Origin of the sequence: Falsiphaeobacter marinintestinus (genome assembly GCF_007923355.1) — a bacterium.
GTDB lineage: Bacteria > Pseudomonadota > Alphaproteobacteria > Rhodobacterales > Rhodobacteraceae > Phaeobacter_A > Phaeobacter_A marinintestinus.
On the sequence record NZ_VOGO01000001.1, the window covers coordinates 621,148 to 645,810 of the forward strand.

General features: G+C 59.9%; 24 protein-coding genes. 12 read left to right on the top strand and 12 right to left on the bottom strand.

Annotated features, from left to right (window positions below; all coding sequences use genetic code 11):
• The first annotated feature begins 8 nt into the window (after window positions 1-8).
• On the top strand, window positions 9-767 hold the full coding sequence (locus FOY56_RS03065; RefSeq protein WP_146344316.1) for an alpha/beta fold hydrolase: 759 nt from the start codon (window positions 9-11) through the stop codon (window positions 765-767).
• Here FOY56_RS03065 and FOY56_RS03070 read toward each other — a convergent pair whose 3' ends face one another.
• The 3 genes from FOY56_RS03070 to FOY56_RS03080 form a co-directional block, all read right to left on the bottom strand.
• Entirely contained in the window at window positions 768-1,160 is a 393-nt protein-coding gene (locus FOY56_RS03070) for a rhodanese-like domain-containing protein (RefSeq protein ID WP_146344317.1), read from the bottom strand.
• Window positions 1,161-1,286: 126 nt separating this feature from the next.
• Window positions 1,287-2,651 (bottom strand): sensor histidine kinase, encoded by a 1,365-nt coding sequence (locus FOY56_RS03075; RefSeq protein WP_146344318.1) that lies wholly within the window; start codon window positions 2,649-2,651, stop codon window positions 1,287-1,289.
• Window positions 2,651-3,319 carry a response regulator transcription factor gene (locus tag FOY56_RS03080; RefSeq protein WP_146344319.1) on the bottom strand — a complete coding sequence of 223 codons (669 nt, stop codon included), beginning with the start codon at window positions 3,317-3,319 and terminating at the stop codon, window positions 2,651-2,653. Before FOY56_RS03080 ends, FOY56_RS03075 begins: the two co-directional genes overlap by 1 nt.
• 150 nt (window positions 3,320-3,469) lie before the next feature.
• Between FOY56_RS03080 and FOY56_RS03085 the strand changes: the two genes are divergently transcribed.
• The 6 genes from FOY56_RS03085 to FOY56_RS03110 all read left to right on the top strand — a co-directional run bounded on the left by FOY56_RS03085 (window position 3,470) and on the right by FOY56_RS03110 (window position 9,919).
• On the top strand, window positions 3,470-4,558 hold the full coding sequence (locus tag FOY56_RS03085; RefSeq protein WP_146344320.1) for a type 2 periplasmic-binding domain-containing protein: 1,089 nt from the start codon (window positions 3,470-3,472) through the stop codon (window positions 4,556-4,558).
• A 77-nt stretch (window positions 4,559-4,635) separates the two neighbouring features.
• Window positions 4,636-6,666, top strand: a complete 2,031-nt coding sequence (locus tag FOY56_RS03090; RefSeq protein WP_146344321.1) for a tripartite tricarboxylate transporter permease — start codon at window positions 4,636-4,638, stop codon at window positions 6,664-6,666.
• Window positions 6,667-6,715: 49 nt separating this feature from the next.
• A complete protein-coding gene (locus tag FOY56_RS03095; RefSeq protein ID WP_146344322.1) occupies window positions 6,716-7,801 on the top strand; it encodes a 4-oxalomesaconate tautomerase in 1,086 nt (361 codons plus the stop codon).
• 11 nt (window positions 7,802-7,812) lie between these two features.
• Window positions 7,813-8,631 carry a universal stress protein gene (locus tag FOY56_RS03100; protein WP_146344323.1) on the top strand — a complete coding sequence of 273 codons (819 nt, stop codon included), beginning with the start codon at window positions 7,813-7,815 and terminating at the stop codon, window positions 8,629-8,631.
• Between the two features lie 77 nt (window positions 8,632-8,708).
• On the top strand, window positions 8,709-8,948 hold the full coding sequence (locus FOY56_RS03105; RefSeq protein WP_146344324.1) for a hypothetical protein: 240 nt from the start codon (window positions 8,709-8,711) through the stop codon (window positions 8,946-8,948).
• Window positions 8,945-9,919, top strand: a complete 975-nt coding sequence (locus tag FOY56_RS03110; protein WP_146344325.1) for a D-2-hydroxyacid dehydrogenase family protein — start codon at window positions 8,945-8,947, stop codon at window positions 9,917-9,919. The genes FOY56_RS03105 and FOY56_RS03110 overlap by 4 nt, the downstream gene beginning before the upstream one ends.
• Here the strand turns inward: FOY56_RS03110 and FOY56_RS03115 are convergent.
• Window positions 9,894-10,937: an AbrB family transcriptional regulator gene (locus FOY56_RS03115; RefSeq protein WP_146344326.1), complete on the bottom strand. Its 1,044-nt coding sequence runs from the start codon at window positions 10,935-10,937 to the stop codon at window positions 9,894-9,896. The two genes, FOY56_RS03110 and FOY56_RS03115, sit on opposite strands and share 26 nt — an antisense overlap.
• Window positions 10,938-11,028: 91 nt before the next feature.
• On the opposite strand from FOY56_RS03115, the gene FOY56_RS03120 reads away from it, so the two are divergent.
• From FOY56_RS03120 to tcuB, 3 genes are read left to right on the top strand one after another with little or no spacing between them, the layout of a single operon-like run.
• Entirely contained in the window at window positions 11,029-11,700 is a 672-nt protein-coding gene (locus FOY56_RS03120; RefSeq protein WP_146344327.1) for a GntR family transcriptional regulator, read from the top strand.
• Between the two features lie 9 nt (window positions 11,701-11,709).
• Window positions 11,710-13,113 carry an FAD-dependent tricarballylate dehydrogenase TcuA gene (gene tcuA, locus FOY56_RS03125; protein WP_186766224.1) on the top strand — a complete coding sequence of 468 codons (1,404 nt, stop codon included), beginning with the start codon at window positions 11,710-11,712 and terminating at the stop codon, window positions 13,111-13,113.
• The gene (tcuB, locus tag FOY56_RS03130) at window positions 13,103-14,167 is read left to right on the top strand and encodes a tricarballylate utilization 4Fe-4S protein TcuB (protein WP_146344328.1); all 1,065 of its coding nucleotides are present in this window, start codon (window positions 13,103-13,105) and stop codon (window positions 14,165-14,167) included. The genes tcuA and tcuB overlap by 11 nt, the downstream gene beginning before the upstream one ends.
• Here tcuB and FOY56_RS03135 read toward each other — a convergent pair whose 3' ends face one another.
• The 5 genes from FOY56_RS03135 to FOY56_RS03155 form a co-directional block, all read right to left on the bottom strand.
• A complete protein-coding gene (locus FOY56_RS03135) occupies window positions 14,168-15,094 on the bottom strand; it encodes a 3-hydroxyacyl-CoA dehydrogenase NAD-binding domain-containing protein (protein ID WP_146344329.1) in 927 nt (308 codons plus the stop codon). It lies immediately after the preceding gene.
• Complete coding sequence (locus tag FOY56_RS03140; protein ID WP_146344330.1) at window positions 15,094-15,834, bottom strand: SDR family NAD(P)-dependent oxidoreductase; 741 nt, start codon at window positions 15,832-15,834, stop codon at window positions 15,094-15,096. Before FOY56_RS03140 ends, FOY56_RS03135 begins: the two co-directional genes overlap by 1 nt.
• Before the next feature lie 77 nt (window positions 15,835-15,911).
• A complete protein-coding gene (gene kce, locus FOY56_RS03145) occupies window positions 15,912-16,847 on the bottom strand; it encodes a 3,5-dioxohexanoate:acetyl-CoA acetone transferase (protein WP_146344331.1) in 936 nt (311 codons plus the stop codon).
• A 10-nt stretch (window positions 16,848-16,857) separates the two neighbouring features.
• Window positions 16,858-17,652 carry an SDR family NAD(P)-dependent oxidoreductase gene (locus FOY56_RS03150; RefSeq protein ID WP_146344332.1) on the bottom strand — a complete coding sequence of 265 codons (795 nt, stop codon included), beginning with the start codon at window positions 17,650-17,652 and terminating at the stop codon, window positions 16,858-16,860.
• Window positions 17,653-17,968: 316 nt separating this feature from the next.
• Complete coding sequence (locus FOY56_RS03155) at window positions 17,969-19,108, bottom strand: aromatic ring-hydroxylating oxygenase subunit alpha (protein WP_146344333.1); 1,140 nt, start codon at window positions 19,106-19,108, stop codon at window positions 17,969-17,971.
• A 248-nt stretch (window positions 19,109-19,356) separates the two neighbouring features.
• On the opposite strand from FOY56_RS03155, the gene FOY56_RS03160 reads away from it, so the two are divergent.
• Complete coding sequence (locus FOY56_RS03160) at window positions 19,357-20,178, top strand: helix-turn-helix domain-containing protein (protein ID WP_146344334.1); 822 nt, start codon at window positions 19,357-19,359, stop codon at window positions 20,176-20,178.
• Here FOY56_RS03160 and FOY56_RS03165 read toward each other — a convergent pair.
• From FOY56_RS03165 to FOY56_RS03175, 3 genes are all read right to left on the bottom strand, one after another.
• Complete coding sequence (locus FOY56_RS03165; RefSeq protein ID WP_146344335.1) at window positions 20,163-20,927, bottom strand: SDR family oxidoreductase; 765 nt, start codon at window positions 20,925-20,927, stop codon at window positions 20,163-20,165. The genes FOY56_RS03160 and FOY56_RS03165 overlap by 16 nt on opposite strands.
• 111 nt (window positions 20,928-21,038) lie before the next feature.
• The gene (locus FOY56_RS03170; protein ID WP_146344336.1) at window positions 21,039-22,307 is read right to left on the bottom strand and encodes an alkyl/aryl-sulfatase; all 1,269 of its coding nucleotides are present in this window, start codon (window positions 22,305-22,307) and stop codon (window positions 21,039-21,041) included.
• Entirely contained in the window at window positions 22,307-23,950 is a 1,644-nt protein-coding gene (locus tag FOY56_RS03175; RefSeq protein ID WP_146344581.1) for a sulfatase-like hydrolase/transferase, read from the bottom strand. Before FOY56_RS03175 ends, FOY56_RS03170 begins: the two co-directional genes overlap by 1 nt.
• Before the next feature lie 233 nt (window positions 23,951-24,183).
• On the opposite strand from FOY56_RS03175, the gene FOY56_RS03180 reads away from it, so the two are divergent.
• Window positions 24,184-24,609, top strand: coding sequence for a MarR family winged helix-turn-helix transcriptional regulator (locus FOY56_RS03180; protein ID WP_146344337.1), 426 nt, complete (start codon window positions 24,184-24,186; stop codon window positions 24,607-24,609).
• The last annotated feature ends 54 nt before the right edge of the window (window positions 24,610-24,663 follow it).

A 24,663-nucleotide genomic window follows, 5' to 3' on the forward strand; every position in this document is an offset into this window, starting at 1 on the left:
TTTGGCCCATGCTGAACATCATCATCCACGGCGAACCGACCGACCAACCACCGCTTTTGATCGCGCACGGGCTTTTTGGGTCGGCCCGCAACTGGGGCGTGATCGCCAAACGGCTGTCAAATGAACGACAAGTTTTCGCCGTTGACATGCGCAATCATGGGCAGAGCCCCTGGCAGGACACACACAGTTACCCGGAACTGGCTGATGATCTGGCCGAAGTCATTGATAGCATGGGCGGCACCGCAGATGTGGTCGGACATTCCATGGGCGGCAAAGCGGCCATGGTTCTGGCACTGAAGCATGGTGACAAGATACGCCGACTGGTGGTCGCTGACATTGCGCCCGTGGCATACGCACATACTCAGCAGGACAATATCGACAAGATGAAGGCCGTGGATCTGACCGGCGTCACGCGCCGGTCCGAGGCCGAGGCACAACTGGCCGAACAGGATGTCGACCGGATGTTGCAAAGCTTTTTCACCCAGTCGCTGGATATTGCGCGGCAGCGTTGGCGGCTGAATCTGGATGCGTTGGCCGCAGAAATGGACAAGATCATCGGTTTCCCCGACACACACGGATCATGGGATGGACCAACGCTGTTTCTGACCGGCGCGGACTCGGATTATGTCCTGTCGGAACACCGCAACCTGATCCGCGCCCTGTTTCCCAAAGCGCGGTTTGCCAAGATCCCGGGCGCCGGGCACTGGCTGCACGCCGAGAAACCCCGCGAATTCGAATTGTCGGTCAGGGCGTTTCTAAACGCCTGATCACATACCCGGATCGACCGGTTCAATCATGCTGCCACCGGCGTTCTTCCAATCCTGCAGGCCGCCAACGTTATAGACTGCAGCATAGCCCATGTCCTTGAGCAGCTTACCTGCCAGCGCGGCCCGTCCGCCCGAGGCGCAATGCACGACGATGGGGCGGTCGAACTTTAACTGTGGATCATAAAACTGCGTGGTCGGATCGGCGCGAAACTCAAGCATGCCCCGCGAAATATGATGTGATTGCGCGGCGCGGCCAGCAGCCTGCAGTTCGGGGGCGTCCCGGATGTCCAGCAGCAGCGCGCCGTTGTCCACCATTTCACGCGCTTTCGCGCCATCGATCCGAGTGACGGCCGCATTAGCGGCTTCCATCATCTGTTGCAGGGTCAAAGCCATTGGTCTCTCCAGTTTGTTATTCAGCCGAAAGTGGTTGGGGCAAGCCTCCGGCGGCGTGTATCTTGCGTTCGACTATATGCCAGCATTTCGCCACCGCAATCTGCAGGTGCCCTGTGCAACCGTTCATCATGGCGAATAGGGCAAGGTCAGCGTCAGACTTGCGCCCTTGTCCACAGTGTTGATCACAAGCGATCCGCCGTGACGTTCTGCGACGGTGCGCGCGATCGCAAGCCCAAGGCCACTGCCGTCGGACGGTTCGACTTGCGAAAACCGACTGAAGGCCGCATCGCTTTGATCTGGGCGCAGCCCCTGCCCGTCATCGCGCACTGTGATTTCTGCGGTTGTCCCGGTCACTTCCAACTGAACCCAAATCGAAGACAGCGTTGCTCCGCCATGCTTCATGGCGTTGTCAATCAGGTTCTTAACGGCCTCGGCCACAAACACCTGGTCACCCGACACTTGAACCGGGTGATCCGGAGCGCAGAGCTCAAATTCCAACCCCTGTGACAAAACCACAGGACCAGCTTCAGAACAGACGTGATGAAGGACTACGTTCAAATCAAACACCTCAGGCGCTGCATTTGGCCCAGGCTGCTGAAGCCGATCCAGCGACAAAAGCTGGTTTGCCACCCGCGCCGAATTGCGCGCCGCTGTGATCAGTTCGCCGATGCGCTGATTGCGATCCTGATCTGTTTTGGCATCACGCAGCGCCTCGGCCATGGCCTGCACGGCGGCAGCGGGATTGCGCAATTGATGCGCCGCGTCCGAGATAAAGACCTGTTGCGCATCCCGGCTTGTTTCAAGTTGCCCAAACAATTGGTTAAGGGTTTTTACAATCCCCTGAACCTCATCCGGTACCGGACGTCGGATCCGGCTCAGATCATCTGGCGACCGGATCGAAATAGCGTCCTGCAGGTCGATCAATGGGCGCAGGCCCAGCGCAACCCCGAACCAGACCACCAATGCCAACGTGGCAAGCAAGGCCCCGATTAGGCCAGCCGCCCGCACCGCAAGTTGGGCGGCAAATGCGTCACGGTCGGAAAGCCTCTGCCACGCTGTCACGGTTGTGTCGCCAGTCAGGTTGCCAATGGTCACGCGTTCGGTCACCTGCAGCACCCGGACCGCATCGCCACGATAGATGGCTTCGTACAGATGTGGCGCGTAGAGGTTGGCGTTTTTGTCGCGAACAACGGCGGGTGGATAAGCGTATCCCGTCACATAAATTCCGCCCGGCCCGGTCACATGATAAAACACAGCGCCACCCGAGGCATCGCGGATCAGGTCGCTTGTCGACGGCAACAGCGCATCGCCACTGGAAATCGCAACGTCGCGTGAAATCGCCAAAGCGGCCGCCAGCAGGCTACGGTCAAACAGGTTTTCGGCGGTGTTCTGAGCGACCGAATATCGCCAGTATCCCAGCAACATCGCCATCAGGACCAGCGGCGACAAAATCAGGACGAACAATCGTAACCGCAGCGACGCCGACTGCATCAGGTCTGCACCTCAAGCATATATCCCAGCCCGCGCGCCGTTTTGATCGCCACACCATGGTCCGAAAGGCGTTTGCGCAATCGAGAGACATGCGGTTCGATTGCCGTGTCATCGACATCGGCGCCAACCCCATAGACATGGTCGGTGAGATGCGCTTTGGATACGATCCGACCACGACGTTCAAGCAGACACTCCAGAACCGCGAGTTCGCGCCGGGGTATGTCCAGCGCCGTGCTGCCCGCCAGAAGCTGCCGTGTGGTCCTGTCAAACTCCAACGCGCCGATGGCCTCACGAGCGCCGTAATCCAGGTTCTTTCGCCGCGACAGCGCCCGGATGCGGGCCTCAAGCTCGTCCATCTCGAACGGTTTTACCAGATAGTCATCAGCCCCCATATCCAGCCCCGCCACCCGGTCACTGGTTTCGGACCGTGCCGTCAGCAAGATCACCGGGGTACCGTCGCCCCGCGCCCGCATGGCTTGCAGAATGGTCAGGCCAGACTGCCCCGGCAGGTTGATATCCAGCACCACCAGATCCGCCCCGTCACGCGCCAGAAATGCATCTGCATCATCGCCATCATGCAGCACGTCAGCAGCATGCCCGCGATCGCGCAAGCGATATGCTATAGCATTGGCCAGAGTCTCGTTATCTTCGACGATTGCAATCCGCAATTTGGCTCCTGCACGGTTGGCGCAAGGTTGGCGCAAGGTTGGCCCGTCATGATCGCGACATCGGGAGGGGAATCAATCCCCGAATTAAATAAGCAGCATCGGCGGCGCTGGAGGCGCGGTCGTAGCTGTACGGTCTATAGGGAGGAACCAATGACCATGTCCAACTTCACTCGTCGTGCCGTCGTGGGGCTGATTGCCGCCGCAGGATTCGCAGCACCTGCTGCCGCCGAAGTCGATTTTACGGGTAAAACCATCGAATGGGTCATCCCGTTCTCGGAAACCGGTGGATCGGCCAAATGGGCGAACTTCTTTGCCCCGCTGCTCAGCGAAGCGCTGCCGGGCACACCGACCGTTGTCGTCAAGTTCATGCCGGGTGCCGGATCGACCAAAGGCGCCAACTGGTTCCAGAACGAGACACACGATGACGGCACGCTGTTGTTCGGATCGTCCGGCTCGACTCAGTTCCCCTACCTTCTGGGTGATCCACGCGTCCGCTATGAATACAATGACTGGAACCCGGTCATGGCATCGGGCACCGGCGGTGTGGCCTATCTGAACGCCGAAGACGGCGCCAAGTTCGATGGGTCGGCCAATGCGCTGAAAGACGTTGATTTCATCTATGGCTCGCAGGGCGCGACCCGTCTTGATCTGGTCCCGCTGCTGGCGTGGCAGATGCTGGGCATGAACGTCGAACCCGTCTTTGGCATCAAGGGCCGTGGCGATGGTCGTCTGATGTTCGAACGCGGCGAAGCCACGATCGATTATCAGACCTCGTCAGGTTACCTGAAAGGGTCGGCCGAGATGGTTGCTGCCGGTAACGCAGTTCCGATGATGACCTGGGGCTCGCTGGATGCGGACGGCAACATCGTGCGCGACCCGACATTCCCGGACATCGCGACCTTCAAGGAAGTCTGCGAAGCCACCGATGGCTGCGAAACCAGCGGCGAAGCATGGGACGCATGGAAAGCCTTCTTTGTGGCTGGCTTCCCGGTTCAGAAACTGGCCTTCCTGCCTGCAGGAACCCCGCAGGACGTGATCGATACCTATACCAAGGCCTTCGAAGACGTGGTGGCCCGCGCCGATTTCGCGGAAATCTCGTCCAAGCGCGTCGGCAAGTATTCGGTCTTTACCGGTGACGGCGCAAAAGCTGCTCTGGGCACTGCCACACAAGTGCCCGCCGAAGCCAAAGCCTATGTGATTGGCTGGCTTAAGGATGCTTACGGAGTTGAGCTTAAGTAAGCACTCTTCACTTGGCGGGCGACCTTGGGCCGCCCGCCCATTTTTACAAATGACATCTGCAAAGAAAGGCGGCTCCGATGGAGGCTTTCGCCACAGCCCTTCCCGCGCTCGCTGATGCGTGGGCTCTGATCCTGCAACCTATTGTGCTTGGTTATCTGGTGCTTGGGGTGGTGATGGGCCTGGCTGTTGGCGTATTTCCCGGCCTTGGCGGCATCGCCGGGCTGTCACTGTTGCTGCCTTTCATGTTCGGCATGGACCCGATCTTGGGTCTGGCGCTGATGATCGGCATGGTCGCGGTCGTCCCGACGTCTGACACCTTCGCATCTGTCCTGATGGGCATACCCGGCTCCTCGGCCTCTCAGGCCACTGTGCTGGACGGATTCCCGATGGCCAAAAAGGGACAGGCCGCAAGGGCGCTGTCAGCAGCCTTTGCGTCTTCGCTGTTCGGCGGGCTCGTCGGAGCCAGCTTTCTGACGGTCTTTATCCTTGTGGCGCGCCCCATCGTGTTGGCCTTCGGCCTGCCCGAAATGCTGATGATCACCGTCCTTGGCCTCAGCATGGTCGCGGTTCTGGCCGGACGCATCCCATTGAAAGGACTGGCTGCCGCCGGGCTTGGCATCATGATCGGCACCATCGGCGAGGCCGACGCGGGCGGATCGCTGCGGATGGCCAGCTATGACATTCCCTATCTCACGGACGGCCTGAAATTGGTCATCGTGGGCCTTGGCGTCTTTGCCATTCCCGAAATCGTGTCGCTGCTGCGTCAGGACCGGTCCATCGCCAAAGGTGCAAGCCTTGGGGCGGGCTGGCTGGACGGCGTTAAAGACTGGGCTGCCAATATCTGGCTATCAGTCCGGTGTTCCATCATCGGCGTCGTCGTCGGCGTGATCCCCGGACTTGGCGGGTCGGTCGTCGACTGGATCGCCTATGGCCATGCGGTGCAAACCACCAAGGACAAATCCAACTTCGGCAAAGGCGAAGTGCGCGGCGTGATCGGCCCGGAAAGCTCAAACAACGCCAAAGAAGGCGGCGGGCTGGTCCCCACCCTCTTGTTCGGTATCCCCGGTTCGGGCTCGATGGCGATCTTTATCGGGGCTGTAGCCCTGCTGGGCTCGGGCGACATCGAAGTCGGCCCCGGCATGCTCAAGAACAACCTCGACATCACGTATTCGATCGTCTGGCTGCTGGCGCTGGCCAACGTTGTCGGCACGGTTCTGTGCATCGCGGCGTCAGGCGGCATCGCCAAACTGACCACGATCCGCTTCACGTATCTTGCGCCGTTCCTGTTCATGCTGATCAGCTTTGCCGCCTTTCAGTCGGGCCAGAACTTCGAAGACCTGCTGGCCTTGTTCACCATCGGCCTGATCGGCATCTTCCTGCGTCGCTTCGACTGGTCGCGCCCGGCCTTCCTGATCGGGTTCGTGCTGTCCAACCCCGTCGAGAAATTCACCAACCAAGCGTTCCAGATCGCGTCGTTCCGCTTTCGCAAAAGCTTTGAAGAGGGCATGGATTACGTGTTCTCGCCCATCGTGATCGTCCTGATCATCATCACCGTCGTCTCGGTTGTTCTGGGCATTCGTCAGGCCAAAACCATCATGGCCGAGGGCGAAGTTCAGTCCGGCAGCAAGCGCGCGCCTGTGGTGTTCCTGCTGGTCATCGCAGGGTACCTGACCTTTGCACTGATCAACGCCAGCATGATCCCCGACTATAACATGACCGACAAGATCATTCCGTTGATCATCGGGGGCTTTGCTCTGGCCTGCTGCATGATCCTTCTGGTTCAGATGATGCGCCGCCCCGAGGGCGACAGCATATTTGCCGACAAAGAAGTCTCGGGCGAAGACGCCGATGCGCCCTATGGGCTGTGGAGCACACTGGCCTGGTTCGGAGGGCTCATCGCGGCCACATGGGTCGTCGGGTTCATCCTTGCACTGGTCGGCTTCCTGATTGCCTTCTTCCGGGTGCGCGCCGGGTCTAGCTGGGGCATGTCCCTGCTGCTGACGGCCTGTGGTATCGCCTTCATGTGCCTGATGGCAGGTGCCCTGAACCGCGACTTCCCACCGGGCCTGTTGCAGGGCGCTGTGGATCTTCCGTGGCCGCTGAAATGATACCCAAACAAATTCTCAACGACCCGTCCGCCATCCAACAGGATCTGACATGACCCAAACCGCCATTCCGTACATCTTCATGCGCGGCGGCACTTCGCGCGGGCCATACTTCCGGCGCGAGGATCTGCCTGAGAATCTTGAAACCCTGTCACACGTCCTGATCGCGGCAGTAGGCTCGGGCCATCCGCTGAACATCGACGGGATCGGCGGCGGCGCTGCGGTCACGACCAAGGTCGCGATGCTGTCTGAAAGCATGGATGATTGGTGCGACATCGACTATTTCTTCGCCCAGGTCTCGGTCGAAGATCAGCTTGTCGATTTCAAACCGACCTGTGGCAACATCCTGTCAGGCGTTGGCCCGGCGGCCATCGAATTGGGCCTGATCGCCCCGCAGGGCGACGTGACAGAAATTCGCATCCGCGCTGTGAACACCGGCGCACGCGTCATAGCCAAGGTTCAGACCCCGGGCGGACAGCTGACCTATGAAGGTGACACTGCCATCGCAGGCGCCCCCGGAACCGCCGCGCCGGTCCAGCTTAGCTTTATGGGGGTTGTGGGATCATCAACAGGAGCCTTCCTGCCCACCGGCAACCTGCGCGACACCGTGCAGGGGGTTGAGCTGACCTGCATGGACGTGGCCATGCCCGTCGTGATCGCCCGCGCGACAGATTTCGGGCTGACCGGGTATGAAAGCGCCGAAGACCTCGATGCCAACCGCGCCTTTTTCGACAAGATGGAAGCCGTCCGGCAAGAGGCGGGTCTGTTGATGGGGATGGGCGATGTTTCCAAATCAGTGACACCCAAATTCGGCCTGCTGGCCCCCGCGCAAAACGGCGGGACGATTTCAGCGCGGTATTTCATGCCATGGAAAACCCACCCCTCGATGGCGGTCACCGGCGCGCAGTGTCTTGCCTCCTGCGCCCTGACGCCCGGCAGCGTGGCCGATGGCTTGCTGTCGCGCCCCACCGAAAACCCGGCCAATGTGGTTCTGGAACACGCCTCGGGCACGATCGACGTGCTGGTCGACTATGCCACCGAAGATGGGTTTACCCTGAACGCGGCGGGGCTGGTCCGCACCGCGCGTAAACTGGCCGACGGGCATGTCTATGTTCCCGCAACGGTCTGGGCAGGATAGGAGATGTCATCATGAGCGTCCGTAATATCCTTGTTGCATTCAACGGAACCGAAAGCGCTGCAACCGCCCTGAAGTACGCGACCTCGCTGGCGGGTGATCGCGCGCATGTCACGGCGCTGCTGGCGCATTCGACCCACGAGGTCATCAACAGCCGGGCTGCGTGGGTCCCCGAAAAGGCCCGCGAAATCATCGCACAGGCCAATGCCGATATCCTCAGCGGCATCGAAGCCCGGTTTGAAACGTTGCGCAGAACGCTTGATCTGGGCGATCGGTTGCATTTCCGCCGCACAGCCGGGCGCGTCGACGCAGTCCTGTCCGAAACCGCCCGAAATTTTGACCTGCTTGTTGTCGGGCAGGATCAGTCCGAAGGCGTCAATGAACACGTCATCGTGCATCCCGACCGCATCGCGTTGTTAAGTGGCCGTCCGGTTCTGCTGGTTCCCCGCACCCACGACACCGCAGCCAGCCAAAGCCACGCCGTGATTGCCTGGGATGGCAGCAGGGCCGCCGCTCGGGCGCTGTCTGACAGCCTTGGCCTGCTTGAAGATCAGGGCCGGGTCACTGTGCTGACCATCGGGGATGAGACCACACCGCGCCCGGTGACCAACCTGATGGTACATCTGACCCGGCATGGCGTCTCTGCGACGCATGAACAGATCCCTGCCGACCCGGGCATCGCCCGCGCTCTGCTGGCTTATTGCCGCGATCAGAACCCCTGCCTGCTGGTGATGGGGGCCTATGAGCATTCCAAGTTTCGCGAAGACTTTCTGGGCGGCGTCACCGCCCGCGTGATGAAAGATACCCCGATCCCCGTGCTGCTGTCGCATTAGGGCAAGGCGGCGGTGTTCGGTGTTTGACAGAGGTAAGATCACAATTGTATACTACGGCATACAATAAGGGAAACGCCATGACCGACTCTTATGATGACTGCCTGACCATCGCCCATTCCGAACTTCGCCTTGCACGAAAAATCCTGCAGGACGAGATATCTGGTTACCCCACCCCGATCGCCGGATGTGATGCCCAGTTCAATCACCTTCTGGCACAACGCCGGCGCATCCTGTCAGCTTTGAGCGCGCTTCAGGAAGATGTGTTTGTCCCGACCCCGCGCCAGCCGCGCCCGGACGTCAGAGTTGAAAGCCGATGAAGGTCCATATTCTGGATGACTGGTTCGACACGCTGCGCGGCCTGCCTTGCTTCACCAAGCTTGCAGATCATGACGTGACGGTCTGGACGGACCATGTCGACAACATCGACCAACTTGCAAACCGCCTGTCGGATGCAGAGGCGTTGGTTTTGTTTCGCGAGCGCACCAAAGTAACCCGCGATTTGCTCGACCGGCTGCCCAACCTGAGACTGATCAGTCAGCGCAGCGTCTATCCGCATGTCGATGTGCCCGCCTGCACCGACAATAGCATCCTGCTCAGTTCCAACATGCATTCCGGAACGCCCTCCTATGCCGCCGCCGAACTGACCTGGGCGCTGATCATGATGGGCCTGCGCGATTTGCCTACCCAGATGGCCTCGGTCAAGGCAGGGCGCTGGCAAGCCGGGGTTGGCAAGACCCTGCGGGGTCGTCGACTGGGCCTCTATGGCTATGGCCGCATCGCCAAAACCGTGGCCGGATACGCGGATGCTTTTGGAATGGACGTCGTCTGGTGGTCGTCAGAACAAGGCCGGGCCCGCGCGCAGGCTGACGGGATGACCCTCGCACCGGATCGCGCGGCGTTTTTTGCCCAAAGCGATGCGGTCTCAGTCCACGTGCGCCTGAAACCGGAAACGCGCGGGATCATCACCACCACTGATCTGGCTGCCATGCAGCCCGGCGCGGTATTCGTAAACACCTCGCGTGCTGGCCTGATAGAATCAGGCGCATTGCTGAACGCATTGAATGCCGGACGCCCCGGCAAAGCCGCGATTGATGTGTTTGACAGCGAGCCGCTGACCGATCCCACCGACCCTCTGCTCAGCCATCCCAACCTGATCGCAACGCCCCACATCGGCTTTGTCACCGAAGACGAATTCGACCTTCAATTCGCGGACATCTTCGACCAGATCAACGCCTATGCAGACGGCGCGCCGATCCACATGATCAATCCTCAGGTCTGGGGCGCATAAACCGGGCGATCACCGGGGCACCGGTGATCACCAACACGATCCGGACCAGATGGTGCGCAATCACAAATCCCAGATCGGCCCCAGCGACAATGGCCAGAACCGTCATCTCGGCCTGACCGCCGGGCGCGAACGCCAGGAACGCTTCGACAGGTTGGGCAAGCCCCAACGCCGTGACCAGTTGCGCAAACATCGCAGCCAGAACAGCCAGCACCAGCATGAAGGCCAGCCCCGACACCACAACCTGCCGCAGTTCGCGCAGGGTGACACCGACATAATGCACGCCGATGCTGCTGCCGATGAAGAACTGCGCCGTCAGGATCGCTTCGGCAGGCGGGCGCGTGTGGATCAGCCCGCCCAGTGTCATCGCGGCGGCCACGATCATCGGCCCAAGGATCGACGCACCAAACAGACCGATCCGTTCGCCACCTTTCCAACCGACAATGGCCGCAACCACCATCAGCGCAAGTTCATGCAATGGAATGTCTGACGCCGGTTGCCCAATCGGATTGGTCAGCGCCGCACCGTACAGATAGGTCAGCACAAACGGCGCCACGATCACGATCACAAGCACACGGGTGGCATGGACCAGTGACAGGATTCGCGGATTGCCCCCGGCCTCCTGCCCGAAAATGATCATATCCTGCAAACCGCCAGGCATCGCTGCGTAATAGGATGTGACCAGATCAAACCCGCAGACCTTGTAGAAAAACGGAACGCCCACAATGCCAATCAGGATCACATACAGCGGCATCAGCGCCACCGATCCTGCCATCTGTGGCAATTGCCCCAGCACTTCGGGCGTGATCGACGTGCCCACTGCAACCCCAAGGATCGTTCGCGCCGCGACCGAGACCTGCCCGAAACTGCTCAGCTTGCCCCCACCCAGAGCGACCAGCAGACAGAATGCCATCGGGCCAAACAGAAACGGCAACGGCAAGCCCAACAGCCAAAACAGCCCTGCCCCGGCGGCTGCGGTGCAAAACGTCACGATTGTGGGTTTGGAAGGCCGGATCTGCATGAATTTCATCCCGGAACTGACGTGTTGACTATTTGTATCCATCTGTATACATCCGGACACAATAACGCAAGCAAGGATCGCCAGCCCCATTATGGAAGACGCTGTTCCACCCGACGGACTGCACGGAAATGCAGCATACGAAACCCTTCTGGGTGAAATCCGTGATGGCAAGCTGCTGCCCGGTGACCGGCTGCGTGAAACCGAACTGGCCGAACGGTTGGGCGTCAGCCGCACCCCAGTGCGCGAGGCGATTCGCCAACTGGAAGCCGACGGGCTGGTGATCCACGTGCCGCGTCAGGGCGCCACGATCCGCCGTCTTGATTATGCCGAGGTGATGGAACTGTACGAAATGCGAGCCGTTCTGGAAGGTACAGCCGCCCGTTTGGCCGCCCGCGCCGCTTCGGATATTGAAATCGCCGAACTTGTTGCGATCAACCGGGACCTAGCCGCCGCCGAAACGCCGGAAGAGGCCTTTCGCCTGAACCGGGTGTTCCACGCGGCATTGCTGGACGCCGCCAAGAATCGATTCCTGCGCAAATCCATGAGCGGTCTGCAAAAGGCGCTGATGATCCTCGGCCCAACCACGCTGGCCGAAACCGACCGGTTCGACAACGCCGTGCAGGAACACAACGCCATTCTTGATGCCCTGCAAAACCGCGACGGTCGCGAGGCCGAGCATCAGATGGGCGCGCATATCGAAGCTTCGCAGCGGGTGCGGATCCGATCTCTGCGCAGCACCGCATTTCCCCCCGACGAAACCTGAGGACGCGCCATGAACGATGCGACATCCTTGGCCACCTCGTATGATGTGGCCATCATCGGCGGCGGCAACGCGGCCCTGTGTGCGGCCATGACAGCGGCGGAAACGGGTGCCAGCGTGCTCATTCTGGAAACCGCTCCGAAACCCTATCGGGGTGGAAATTCCCGCCATACCCGCAACTTTCGCTGCATGCATTCCGGGCCTCTGGGCCCGCTGGTCGAGGATTACAGCGAAGACGAATACCTGGCCGACCTTATGAAAGTCACCGGCGGCAAAACCGATGAACATCTGGCCCGCCTTGCCATCCGCAGTTCGGAAGAGTGCCTGCCCTGGATGCAGGACCACGGTGTACATTTCCAGCCATCCCTGTCCGGCACCCTGTCGCTGGCCCGCACCAATGCATTCTTCATGGGGGGCGGAAAATCCCTTGTGAACGCCTATTATCGGACGGCTCAAAAGCTGGGCGTCGATGTTTTGTATGAGGCGCATGTCACGCATCTTGAACTGAACGACAACCACATCGATTGGATCGATTACACCCATGACAGGGCCGACCATCGGGTCACGGCAAAGTCAGTCATCGTCGCCTCGGGCGGGTTTCAGGCCGATACCGATTGGCTGACCCGCGCCTGGGGGCCAGCGGCGCAAAACTTCCTGATCCGCGGCACGCCCTATAATCGCGGCGTCGTATTGGCTGATCTGCTGGATCAGGACGTCGACAGCGTCGGAGATCCAACCCAATGCCACGCAGTGGCCATCGACGGGCGCGCACCGAAGTTCGACGGCGGCATCGTCACGCGGTTGGATTGCGTGCCGTTTTCGATCGTCGTCAACAAAAATGCCGAACGGTTCTATGACGAAGGCGAAGATGTCTGGCCCAAACGCTATGCGATCTGGGGCCGACTGGTCGCCGGGCAACCTGATCAGGTCGGATATGTCATTATCGACGCCAAATCACTGGACTTGTTCATGCCCTCAGTCTTTCCGCCCCTGAAGTCTGACACTTTGGAGGGGTTGGCCGCGGAAATGGGCCTGCCTGCAGACAAGCTGCGCACCACGGTCGATACGTTCAATGCGGCTTGCGGCGACACCTCAAAGTTCCACCCCACCGAACTGGACGGGGTCACCACAACCGGCCTTACCCCGGCCAAAACCAACTGGGCCCGCCCAATCACCGAACCGCCATTTTATGGCTATTCGCTGCGCACCGGCGTGACCTTTACCTATCTCGGGCTGAAGGTTGACGAAAACGCCCAGTGTTCCACACCCTCAGGACCCATCAAGAACCTCTGGGCTGCGGGCGAAACCATGGCCGGATCGATCCTTGGTCAGGGGTATCTTGCCGGGTTCGGGATGACCATCGGCACCGTCTTCGGACGCATCGCAGGCCGGGAGGCCGCCGCTTATGCAAATTGATCTGCTTCAGGAAGCCCGCCGTCAGGCCGAAATCTGCAACGCTTGCCGGTATTGCGAAGGCTATTGTTCGGTGTTTCCGTCGATGCACGCAGGCCGGGCCTTTTCGGATGGGGACCTGACCCAACTGGCCAACCTGTGTCACAACTGCCGGGGCTGTTACTATGCCTGCCAATATACCGCCCCGCATGAGTTCGATCTGAACCTGCCCAAGGCGTTGGCCGAGGTGCGCCGCGACAGTTGGGAAAGCTTTGCATGGCCGCAACCGCTGGCCCGCCGGTTCCACACCCATGGCGGCGCTATTGCACTGGCGCTGGTTATCGGCTTTGCCTTGCTGCTGTGGGCGATCCGCTCCATTGGGTCTGCGGGGGGCGACGGGTTCTATGCTGCCCTTTCGCACAACGCAATGGTCGCGATATTTTTGCCTGCGTTCCTGCTGCCGCTGATCAGCCTTGTGGTCGGCCTGCGCCGTTATTGGGCGACCGTCGATGGCCAGACTGTGCGCCTTGGCGATATCATGGCCGCGCTCAGCATGGCTGCCAAGATGAAAGACCTTGCTGCCGGGCATGGAGAAGGCTGCAATTTCGAGGATGAAGACCGGTTCACCCACGGCCGCCGCCATGTGCATCAGGCCATCATGTATGGGTTTCTGCTGTGCTTTGCCGCGACCAGTGCTGGCACCGTGATGCACTATGGCTTCGATATGCCAGCCCCTTACCCGCTTTGGTCGCTGCCCAAGCTGCTGGGTATTTCCGGCGGTCTGTTGCTGACGGTGGGCTGCGCCGGAATGGTCGCGCTGAAATTGAAATCCGACCCCGATCTTGGCGACGTCCACGCCTGGGGTGGAGAGATCGGGTTTATCCTGTTGCTGGGTTTCGTCGGCCTTAGCGGTCTGGTGTTGTACCTGCTGGGCAGCACCGCCCTGATGCCGCTGATGCTGGCTTTGCATCTGGGAGCAGTGCTGGCGTTCTTCCTGCTGACACCGTTCACCAAGATGGCGCACGGGTTCTATCGACTGACCGCCCTAATCCGGGATGCCCAGCGCAAGCGCAGCTGATCACCGCAGCCCGGCGGTGGCCTTTTGCATGGCGGTGATCAGGGCATCCCGCTTTGCTGACAGTTCCGCCGGTGTTTGACCCCGGGCTTCCTCGCCGACGCCTTCGATTAAGGTTCGGGTGATATCATCGTTCAAATACACCTGCCCCAGATCATCCCACCAGCCATTGAACGTGTCGGTGAAATGGTCACAAAAGGCTTCCAGCCCGCCATCGCCTGCGCCCAGATTGAACAGCATCGTCGGCCCCATCGCCGCCCAGCGCAGACCGGGACCGGCCCAGACCGCCTTGTCCACGTCTTCAACACTGGCCACACCGTCCACGACAAGGCTGATCGCCTCGCGCCAAAGTGCCGCCTGCAAGCGGTTCGCGACATGTCCGGCGACTTCCTTGTTGACCCGGATCGTAACCTTGCCGACCGTGTCATAGAACCGCTCTGCACCTTCTACGACGCCATCGGCGGTCCTGTCGTTGCCCATCACCTCAACCAGTGGGATCAGATGTGGCGGGTTGAACGGGTGGCCCAGCACGAACTGCGCCGGGTCTTGCCAGCCGCCCTGCATCTGGCCCAGCGTCAGCCCCGAGGCCGAGCTTGCCACAATCGCCCCGGACTCCAGAACCGGTTCTATTTCAGCAAAAGTGGCGTGCTTGATGGCAAGGCGTTCCGGCACGTTTTCCTGCACAAAACCGGCCCCGGCAACGGCCTCTGCTGCACTGGTGTGAAAACTTACAGCATCGGGCGTGCCATTCTGCGTCAACCCCAACTCGGTCAGCGTCGGCCAGGCCATTTCGACATAGTCACGCACTGACCGTTCGACACCGGGGGACGGATCGAACACCGCGACTGACCGCCCCGAGGCCAGAAACAAGGCTGTCCAACTGGCCCCGATCACCCCGCCGCCAAGGCAGGCTGTGTGTGCACATTCCATCAGAACAACCCCGGATTCAGCGGGGACGCAGCCGTCATGCCACCATCGACCGTAAACAACTGTCCAGTCGCAAAACCGGCCTCGTCAGATGCCAGCCAAACCGCCATGGCTGCGATGTCCCGGGGCTTTCCGAACCGGCGCACCGGGTGTCGGGCAATCGCGTCCGCGCGTGCCGCTTTGGGATCGCCGGCCAGGTCGAACGCCGCTTCAAGCATATTGGTATCGATCCAGCCCGGGCAAATGGCGTTGCATCGCACTTTGGGTCCGTGATCGACCGCAATTGACCGGGTCAACCCATGCACAAAGGCCTTGGACGCATTATACAGCGCCATCGAGGGGTCCGCCGCCTGCCCCGAAATCGACCCAATGTTGATGATTGAGGCACCCTGCGGCATGGCCGGAATAAAGGCACGGCAGATGTTGAACACGCCTTTGCAGTTCACATTCATCACCAGATCCCAATCGTCATCGGTCGACTCCACAACGCTCTTTTCAACCTGCACGCCTGCGTTGTTGACCAGAATGTCGGTCCCGCCGGCGATGTGTGCCACCGCCTCGACGGCTTTTGCATCGCTGACATCCAACCTGTGCCAGGTGACATGCTCCGCCAGATCTTTGGGCCGTTCTCCGCGCCCGCAGCCTGTCACCGCAGCCCCTTCGCGCGCAAAAGCATCGACGATCGCGCGACCAATGCCCTGACTGCCACCCGTGACGAATGCGCGTTTTCCAGCCAGCCGCATCAGTTTGCCCTTCGAATGTTCCGGGCATCTGATACACTAACTTGTATTCCAAATTCCTTGGTCATCCTGTTCTCTTCCTAAAACGCAACCTGATCGCCACCCTTCAGTCCAAGCCGCGTGCGCGCCTCGGCCGGGGTCGCGATTTCAAGCCCAAGGCTTTCGACAATCGTGCGGATCTTGGTCACCTGCTCAGCGCTCGATACGGCCTTTTTGCCCGGTCCAATGTACAGGCTGTCTTCCAGCCCGACCCGCACGTTACCGCCCAACAACGCACTTTGCGTGGTAAACGGCATCTGATGACGCCCCGCAGCCAGCACAGACCATTCATAGCCGTCGCCGAACAGGCGGTCGGCAACCTTGTGCATGTGCATCAGGTTGTCCAGGTCAGCCCCCGCGCCCCCCAGAATACCAAATACCAGTTGAACAAAGATCGGGCCCTCGATCCACCCCTGATCAAGAACCCAAGCCAGATTATAGAGGTGCCCCAAGTCATAGCACTCAAATTCAAACCGGGTGCCGTGGCCGTGGCCCAACTCCTTTATGCAATATTCGATGTCCGAGAACGTGTTGCGGAAGATGAAATCGCGGGTCATTTCCAGAAACTCCGGCTCCCAGTCGAACTTCCAGGTGTCGTATTTGTCCCTCATCGGGAAGGTGCCAAAATTCATCGACCCCATGTTCATGCTGGCCATTTCCGGGCTGGTCCGCACCGCTGCCCGCAAGCGTTCTTCGCGCGTCATGCCCAGTCCGCCGCCGGTCGATACATTCATGACCGCGTCGGTCGCCTGCTTGATCCTTGGCATGAACTCCATGAACAGATCCGGCGATGGATCCGGCTTGCCGGTTTCCGGGTCGCGCGCGTGCAAATGAATGATTGCCGCCCCGGCCTCGGCGGCCTCGATACTGGCCTGCGCGATTTCGTTGGGCGTGATCGGTAGGTGTTCTGACATTGTCGGGGTATGGATGCCGCCCGTTGGCGCACAGGTGATGATAACAGATTTCTGGTTGGTCATGACGGCTTCCTTACAATTTCATCTGCTGAACTTGCGCCGAAAGCCCGCCGTCGAGAACCCATAATTGTCCGCTGGCATAGCGCGCCTCGTCCGAGGCCAGCCAATTCACAAGGTTCGCGATATCCTCGGGCGTGCCATAGGTGCGCATCGGATGCACGTCGCGCACAGCCTGCTGCAAGTCATCAATGCTCTTGCCGCCGCCGCCCGATCCGTCGCCCGCAAAGAAGCTCTGGAGCATCGGTGTATCAATATACCCCGGGCAGATCGCGTTCACCCGGATGCCTTCGGGGCCATGATCGCAGGCCATCGCGCGCGTCAACGCATGCACCGCACCCTTGGTTGCACAATAGGCCGCCAGACCGGGGTCCGCGATAAACCCGTCGTAGCTTCCGAAATTGATCAGGCTGGCCGACGTGCCCAAGCCTGCGGCCTTGCGCAACAACGGCAGGGCATATTTCGATGTCAGGAAAGTTCCCGTGGTGTTGACGGCAAAAGACTTGTTCCACTCCTCCAGCGTCGTGTCTTCGATGGTTTTCTCAATCTCGATCCCAGCGGCGTTTACCAGGATGTTCAGCTTGCCACACTCGTCCCGAACCCGATCCATCGCCGCGACAACCTCGGCCTCGTCACTGACATCCATGCGCACGAACCGGCTGCCGTCCTCCTCATGGCGCGCCAAAGACCCGGCCTGGGACAAATCGGCGGAATACACGGTCGCGCCTTCGCGCAAGAAACGGGCCACTATCGCGCGACCAATGCCGCCGCGCCCACCAGTGACCAGCGCCACCTTGTTCTCAAGCATCATTGCCGTACTCCTTCGTCACAGCCGGAAACCGAAACACATGCGCGGCATCGGCGGGCGGATTATGATCCCGGCTTTCCCGACCCCATCCATCGCAGCATGCATCACGCGCGTCCCCACCGGCAATATCAACAAAAGGTGGCAACAGATCGACCAGGGACCCGGCGTTGCCCACCACACTCTGCCCTATGCCGGACCCACCCATGATGACCAAACTGTAAGGCCGCCTTGCGGACTTCATTGCTGCGCGACCTCGCTTGTCGCAGACCCAGTTTCTTCTCTTGGAAAATACTCCGGGGGTTTGGGGGCTGGCCCCCAATTACCGTCCAACCCGGGCATAAGCATCCAGCACCAGCCCGTGAAAATGATGCACCGCATGTTCCGACATGCCCGAGCCGCCCGGATCATTCACGATACGCCCACAGTCAAAGGCCGGTGTGCTCATGCCCTTCTGTACGCTTTCGACAATGGCGATGTCTTCGGTCTGCAGAACCTCGTCCAGATACCGGATCGACTCACGCTCCGCTTCGTCCGGGGTCGTGTCCTCAAGGAAGAAATCATAGGTTTCCAGCGTCCGGTCCGGCCCGACGGGAATGACATTCAGGATGATGATCGACGACCGCCCCGGGTAACGCATAATGCAGGTGGTCGGCCACAACCACCAAACCGCGTGGGTTTTCACGGTCGCGTTGGACACGTCATAGGCGCTGTTCGATCCTTTGCCAGCATCCGCCATGTGGCTGGAGTATACCCCGTGCGTGGTCACCTTATAGGTGTCCATATCGACCAGCGTGCAGAAATCCTTATGCGCTGTCGGGCAGTGATAGCACTCAAGGAAGTTATCGACGACATTCTTCCAGTTCGACTTGATGTCATAGGTCAGACGATGCGCAAACGTCAGGTCCGCGATATCCGGGGCCCAATGCTCGATCTCGGTGTTCAGATCACCCGACACTTCGACCAGCGCGGCCGCATTCGGGTCAAGGTTCACATAGACAAACCCGCAAAACTCTTCGACCTGCACTGCGTCAAGACAGATGTCATTCGGCTCGAACCCTTCCAAATTTTCTGTATGCGGCGCCCGCACCAGTTGCCCGTCCAGTTGATAAACCCATGCGTGATACGGGCACATGATCCGCGATGTATTGCCCTCACCACTTAGCAACTGGTGGGCGCGATGCTTGCAGACGTTGTAAAACGCCCGCAGAACACCCTGGCGATCCCGCACAATGACAATGGGCTGCCCGGCAATTTCGACGGTCACGTATGATCCGGCCTCCCGCAGCTTTTCGACATGGCATACCCATTGCCACGTTCTGGCGATGATGTGCTGCAGATCGACATCGTGCCACGCCGGATTTGTATAAGCCTCGGCCCGTAACGACAGTGAGCGCGAGGGGTTGTCATCATACCCCCTGGCGATTGCGGCGAACTGTTCCCGCGTCGGCATCCCAGTCATGACAAACCTCGTAACCTATGTGCAACCAGCCCTGTCCAGATCCCGGGCCTGCCAACAGGATTGCCCGAGACGCGCGCTGTGACCAATCTTTTTACGATAGCGAGCACATTTTTTTCACCATCACCCTCGTCCGATGACCAATCGATGCAACGGTCAGGCGCGACCGTCGGCATCTGCCACTGTCAGGTTCAGCTCAAACTTCACCACAGGGCGCTTGACTATGGACCACCTGGTGGCACAATCCCGACATGCTGAAAGAAAACCGATCGCTGGAACGCGGGCTTGTGGTGCTGGAAACGCTGGCCCGGCACAGCGCCATGTCGCTGACCGACATCCACCGGGCCACCGGCCTGCCCAAATCCACCCTGCGCCGCTTGCTGGCGACGATGGAAAAACGCCGCTTTGTGCGGCGCTCGCTGGCGGACAAACTCTATCGTGTTACCGTCAACCTGCCGGATATCTCTATCGAACCGGTGACACCCGGGGTCGCAGTGGTTGCCGATATCGCGCTGCCACATGTGCTGGCGTTGACCAACCGGATCGGCTGGCCATCCGACATTCACGTGATGGAAAGCAACTGGATGCGCATTGTGGAATCGACCCGCTCGGCCAGCCCGTTCAGCCTGTATCAAACCCAGATCGACCACAAAGTCGGCCTTTTCTATTCCGCCACTGGTCTGGTCTGCCTTGGAGAAATGGACGACGTAAAGGTACGCGCCCTGTTTGACGACCACACGATTGACCCGATCTATCAGGCCAGCTTTTTCGGCATCTCGTGGGACGATGTGCAATTGTATCTGGATCAGGTGCGCCGCCTTGGATATGGCCAGCGTTTCACCAAGACTGTGGTCCATGACAAACTGTCTGCCATCGCTTTGCCGCTCTATCGCAATAATGAGATCTGGGGCGCCGTGCCGCTGCTCTGGCCCAAGGTGTTCATGTCGGCAGAGGAGTTTGCCGACAAGTACCTGGATGACCTGACCGAGACAGTGGCGCAGATCCAGGCCGATATCGACCGGCATGACAAACAGGCGGGCTCAGGCGCAAAGGCCGCTTACAATCCCAGCTGATCCGCCATGGCCAAGGCTGACATGCCACCGTCAATCGTCAGGTCGTTTCCACGAATCCAATGGCTGTCTTTCGAGGCCAGAAACACGATCAGATCGGCCACTTCATCGGGCAACCCGGGGCGTCCGACCCGTGCGACATTCCTGGCCATTCGGTCGCCAAACGCGGCAGCGAAATCATCCAGAATCCCGGTACTGACCGCCGCCGGGCTGACCGAATTCATCCGCAATTCCAGCGGGATCAGGCGCTGCGTCTGGGCTATCCCCCACGCGATAACCGCTTCTTTCGACAGGTTATAAGCGCGGATATCGTTGATCTCTTGCGCAGTAAGGAACGCGTCCAGATCGTCGGGTGTTTCGACGTCAAACAGCGCTTTGACCTGATTGATATTCTCGCGCCACGCCACGCCCGCGCGCGACGCCGTATTCACGATCGCCCCGCCCTTGACCATCATAGGGATCATCGCATTGGTGAAACGCACAAGGCCAAGAAAGTTGACCGCCAGTACTTTGTGCGCCAGCCCGTCGCGGGGCGGCAGACCGGCATTGTTGATCAGGCAGTCAAACGGCCCAGAGACCTGAGCGACAGCTGCGTCAATCGACGCCGGATCAGACATATCAACCTTGATCCATTGATCAACGCCTGCAGGCTCGGCGATGTCAAAAGCGATGACCTCGTATCCGAGCTGTTTCAGTTTCTGAACGGTCATGGCCCCGATGCCGGTGGCCGCGCCGGTGATGGCTGCTCGCATGGACTTTCTCCGGTTCGCAACGGTGTTTCGATAATCAGGCAAAGGGCAAAACGCCCCCACTTCAGTCTCAGTCAGTCAGCACAGCGGCTTTGTGGCCCCGCCCCCGCAAGATCACGCATCCCGCGCCCCTGTTTCTGATTGGAGCCGACGCGCCTCCCACAGATAGGTGTTGCGCGCGGTGGCATTGATTTCGACATCCGCCAGCGCAATCATCGTATCCGCCTTCAAGGCTTGGGCGGGTTCGCCCAGCGCAATCAGATGATCACACAGTTCCAGCCGCCATTGCAGATCCACGGCTGTCTCAGCCGCGCGCATCAACGCCGCCTGACCGCCAGCCAGCTTGGCCATATGTTCGGCCCGCGCCACGGCCCCCAACCTACCCAGATTGGTGGGATTGCCGTCGTACCACCCAAGCGTGCCGGTCGCGAATGCACGCGCTGACCAGCTAAGCTTGCCATAAAATTCGCCCAGCCATGGTTTATCGGCCAACGCCTCGGGCAAAGAAATCGTGGCAGCGATATCATCCATCGACAGGCCCCGATCCATCGCATCGGCAGTGAATGTCATGACGTGCAAAATTGCCGCGCGGGTTGTCGTCAGCACCTCACGTACCATGGCCGCCCCCTGCACTGGCAACGTGTGGCCCGGCGCCAGAACCTCGGCCTCCATATCGGCCATCTGCCCAAGGCTTGCCGCCCAGGCTGCGAAATCACGATACGGCGTACCGCGAATGGCATAGAGGTTCGGAAACGCATGATACCAGTTGTCGCCGCCAAACAGCACCTTCTGATCCGGTAACCAGACCAGCATGTGGTCCTCGGTTTCACCAGGCGCCATGATCAGTCGTGCGGCCACCCCATCCAGATCGATATCGCAATCGGATGCGATCAGCCTGTTCGGCGGGATGTGCCCGGCCCCCAAACCCTGCATCGGGCGGTCACCCGGGCCGCAGCCCAGATTGATCCGGTCCTCTGGGCTTAACCCGATGGCGAACTGCGCCTGCGTGCGACGCCCTAAAGCCTTGTTCGGCGCAATCGCCCCTTGATCCACCGCCACAAGGTCGGAACTGAACCTGTCACTGGCAAGAACAGGCACGCCACCGTCAGGCGCAAACACCGTCGCGCCCGAGATATGATCGCGGTGGCTGTGGGTATAGATGATCCGTCCGACCGGTTTGTCCGTCAGCTTGCGAAATTCGGCCCGGATGTTTTCGGCGGCCTGGGTGCTTTCGGTCGTATCGATGATCGTGGCGCTGTCGCGCCCTTCGATCATATGCACGTTCGACGCGGCAAACCCGACCGCGCTCCAGATCCCCGGTGCAAGCTTGATCACGGATTTTGGGAACTGGGTGTTTTGATCGACAAGGGCAGCGTTGGGCATCAGGACTCCAAAAACGTCTTGGGCGCAGGGCCACGGTATTTTTCGGTCAATTCATCCGGAACTTCGGACCCATCGACAAGGAACGGCAGGATGCCTCGCCGCACTGACCGGCCCCGCATCGCCCGAATATCGTCTTCGGACTTCGTGACACGCTGCGACAATCGGCGGCCCCATTGCGCAAGGCAGTCATACAGCCGGTCAATCTCTGCCTGATGAGTATCGCCTTTGGCCAGATCGTGGAATTCGTTGGGGTCTTCCTGCAGATCGAACAACATCGGGCGCAGCCCGCCTTCGGCATGCATCAATTTGAACCGCCCGTCGAACACCATGAACAGCCGCGCATCACGCGGCTCGATCCCCAACTTCACCGCCTGCGGCGTCGCGGAATAGTCGTATTCGCTGATCACATAGTCCCGCCAATCGGGCGTTTCACCGCGCAGCCAGGGCATCAGGGACCGGCCTTCGAGGATGTGATCCGGCACCTTGCCGCCTGCGGCCTCGACAAAGGTCGAAGCCAGATCGATCGATTCCACCAAGGCGTCACAAGTCGTGCCCCGGGTCGTGTCAGCCTCGGATCGGGGATCATAGATGATCAAGGGGATCTTAACGCTGGGCTCGTGAAACAAGTCCTTTTCACCCAGCCAGTGATCCCCCAGATAATCGCCGTGATCCGAGGTCAGGACGATCATGGTGTTGTCCATGCGCCCCGAGGACTCAAGATAGTCCAGCAAAACACCTAGCTGGTCATCGCATTGCTTGATCAGCCCCATATAGGCCGGAATCACCTTTTGGCGCACCTCTTCCTGCTGGAACGCCTGCGCGATCTTGTTTTCCATATAAGCCCCGAAGACCGGCTGCGGATCTTCGCGCTCAACCGCATGTCGTACGGGCTGCGGCACATGATTGGGGCCATACATATCGTGATATGGCGCGGGCACGATATAGGGCCAATGCGGCTTGATGAAACTGACATGCGCGCACCAGGGATCGTCCGCCTGTTCGATGAATTCGATGGTTTTTTGCGTCAGCCACGGTGTTTCGCTGTCTTCCTCGCGGATGTTTGCCGGTTTATCGGCATTCTCAAACATCCACCCCGAGGCCATATCACCATCCGCATCGATCCCGGCATTTGCGAAATCGGCCCAGGGGTTCTCTGATGGGTACCCCTGGGACTTCAGATATTCATTATAGGGTGAGCGTTTTTCGTCATAGAACCCGTCCGGTCCATACCCCCACAACCCATCATCGCGGATCCAGGAATCAAATCCGCATTCGGCTTGTCGTGCACCGATCACGCTGTCCGGGCTGAGCCCCAGACGCGCCATCCCGTCGGCATCGGCCTTCATATGGGTCTTGCCCAGCAACCAACAGCTCATGCCTTCTCGGCGCAGATGGTCCCCTAACGTGTGCTCGCCCACTCGCAACGGAAACCCGTTCCACTGCGCGCCATGCGACGAGGTATAGCGCCCGGTATAAAAGCTCATCCGCGACGCGCCGCAGATCGGCGACTGGACGTAGGTGTTGCTAAACCGCACCCCCTTGGCCGCGACCCGGTCGAAATTCGGCGTGTGCAGATGCGGATGACCGGCGCAACTGAGGTAATCATAGCGCAATTGATCATACATGATGAACAGGATGTTCATCCGGTCGCCGGTCGGGCGCAGGTCGTTGGGCATTATTGGTCTCCTCTTGCGGCCAAGATTGCCACATCCAAGGCTGCAATCCAGACCAAACCGAAAAAATACCACCAGGTGGCACGCTTTGGGGTTCGTAAATGCCCCGGTGTCCAGATTAGGCCAGCCCTGACCGGGACGGTGACTTGCGAACAAATCTGTCGCGTGGCACTGAATCAGAGCCCATTTTTTATGAGGAACCCATGGCACAGGTCGACTTTGGTTTCTTGAACGATCTCATCGGCTTTCGGCTGAAACAAGCCCATGCGCGCTATGCCGGGGAAGCCGAAAAACGCATGAAAGATCTGGGGCTTTCGCCACAGCAGTTCTCTATTCTTGCCCTTGTCGCGCTGAATCCCGGGATCATCCAGTCGCGCCTGATGGACAGTCTCTATCTGTCGCGATCCACTTGTGGCGATATGGTCGACCAGTTGGTCCGCAACGGCCTGATGCGGCGGGAACCGATAGATCGACGCTCATTCGCACTAGGGCTGACAGACGAAGGAGAAACCCGGTTGTCCGCCGCCAAGACGCTGGTGTTCGACGGAACCACGCCCAGCAAAGCCAGGTTGACGGCGCAGGAACAGCAAGACCTGTTGCGGCTTCTCGCAAAACTGGCCGATCATTAGGCTTGGTGCCAATCTCGCCTGACCTGACGGGCCGCCAATTTCTTTGTTTTTTCT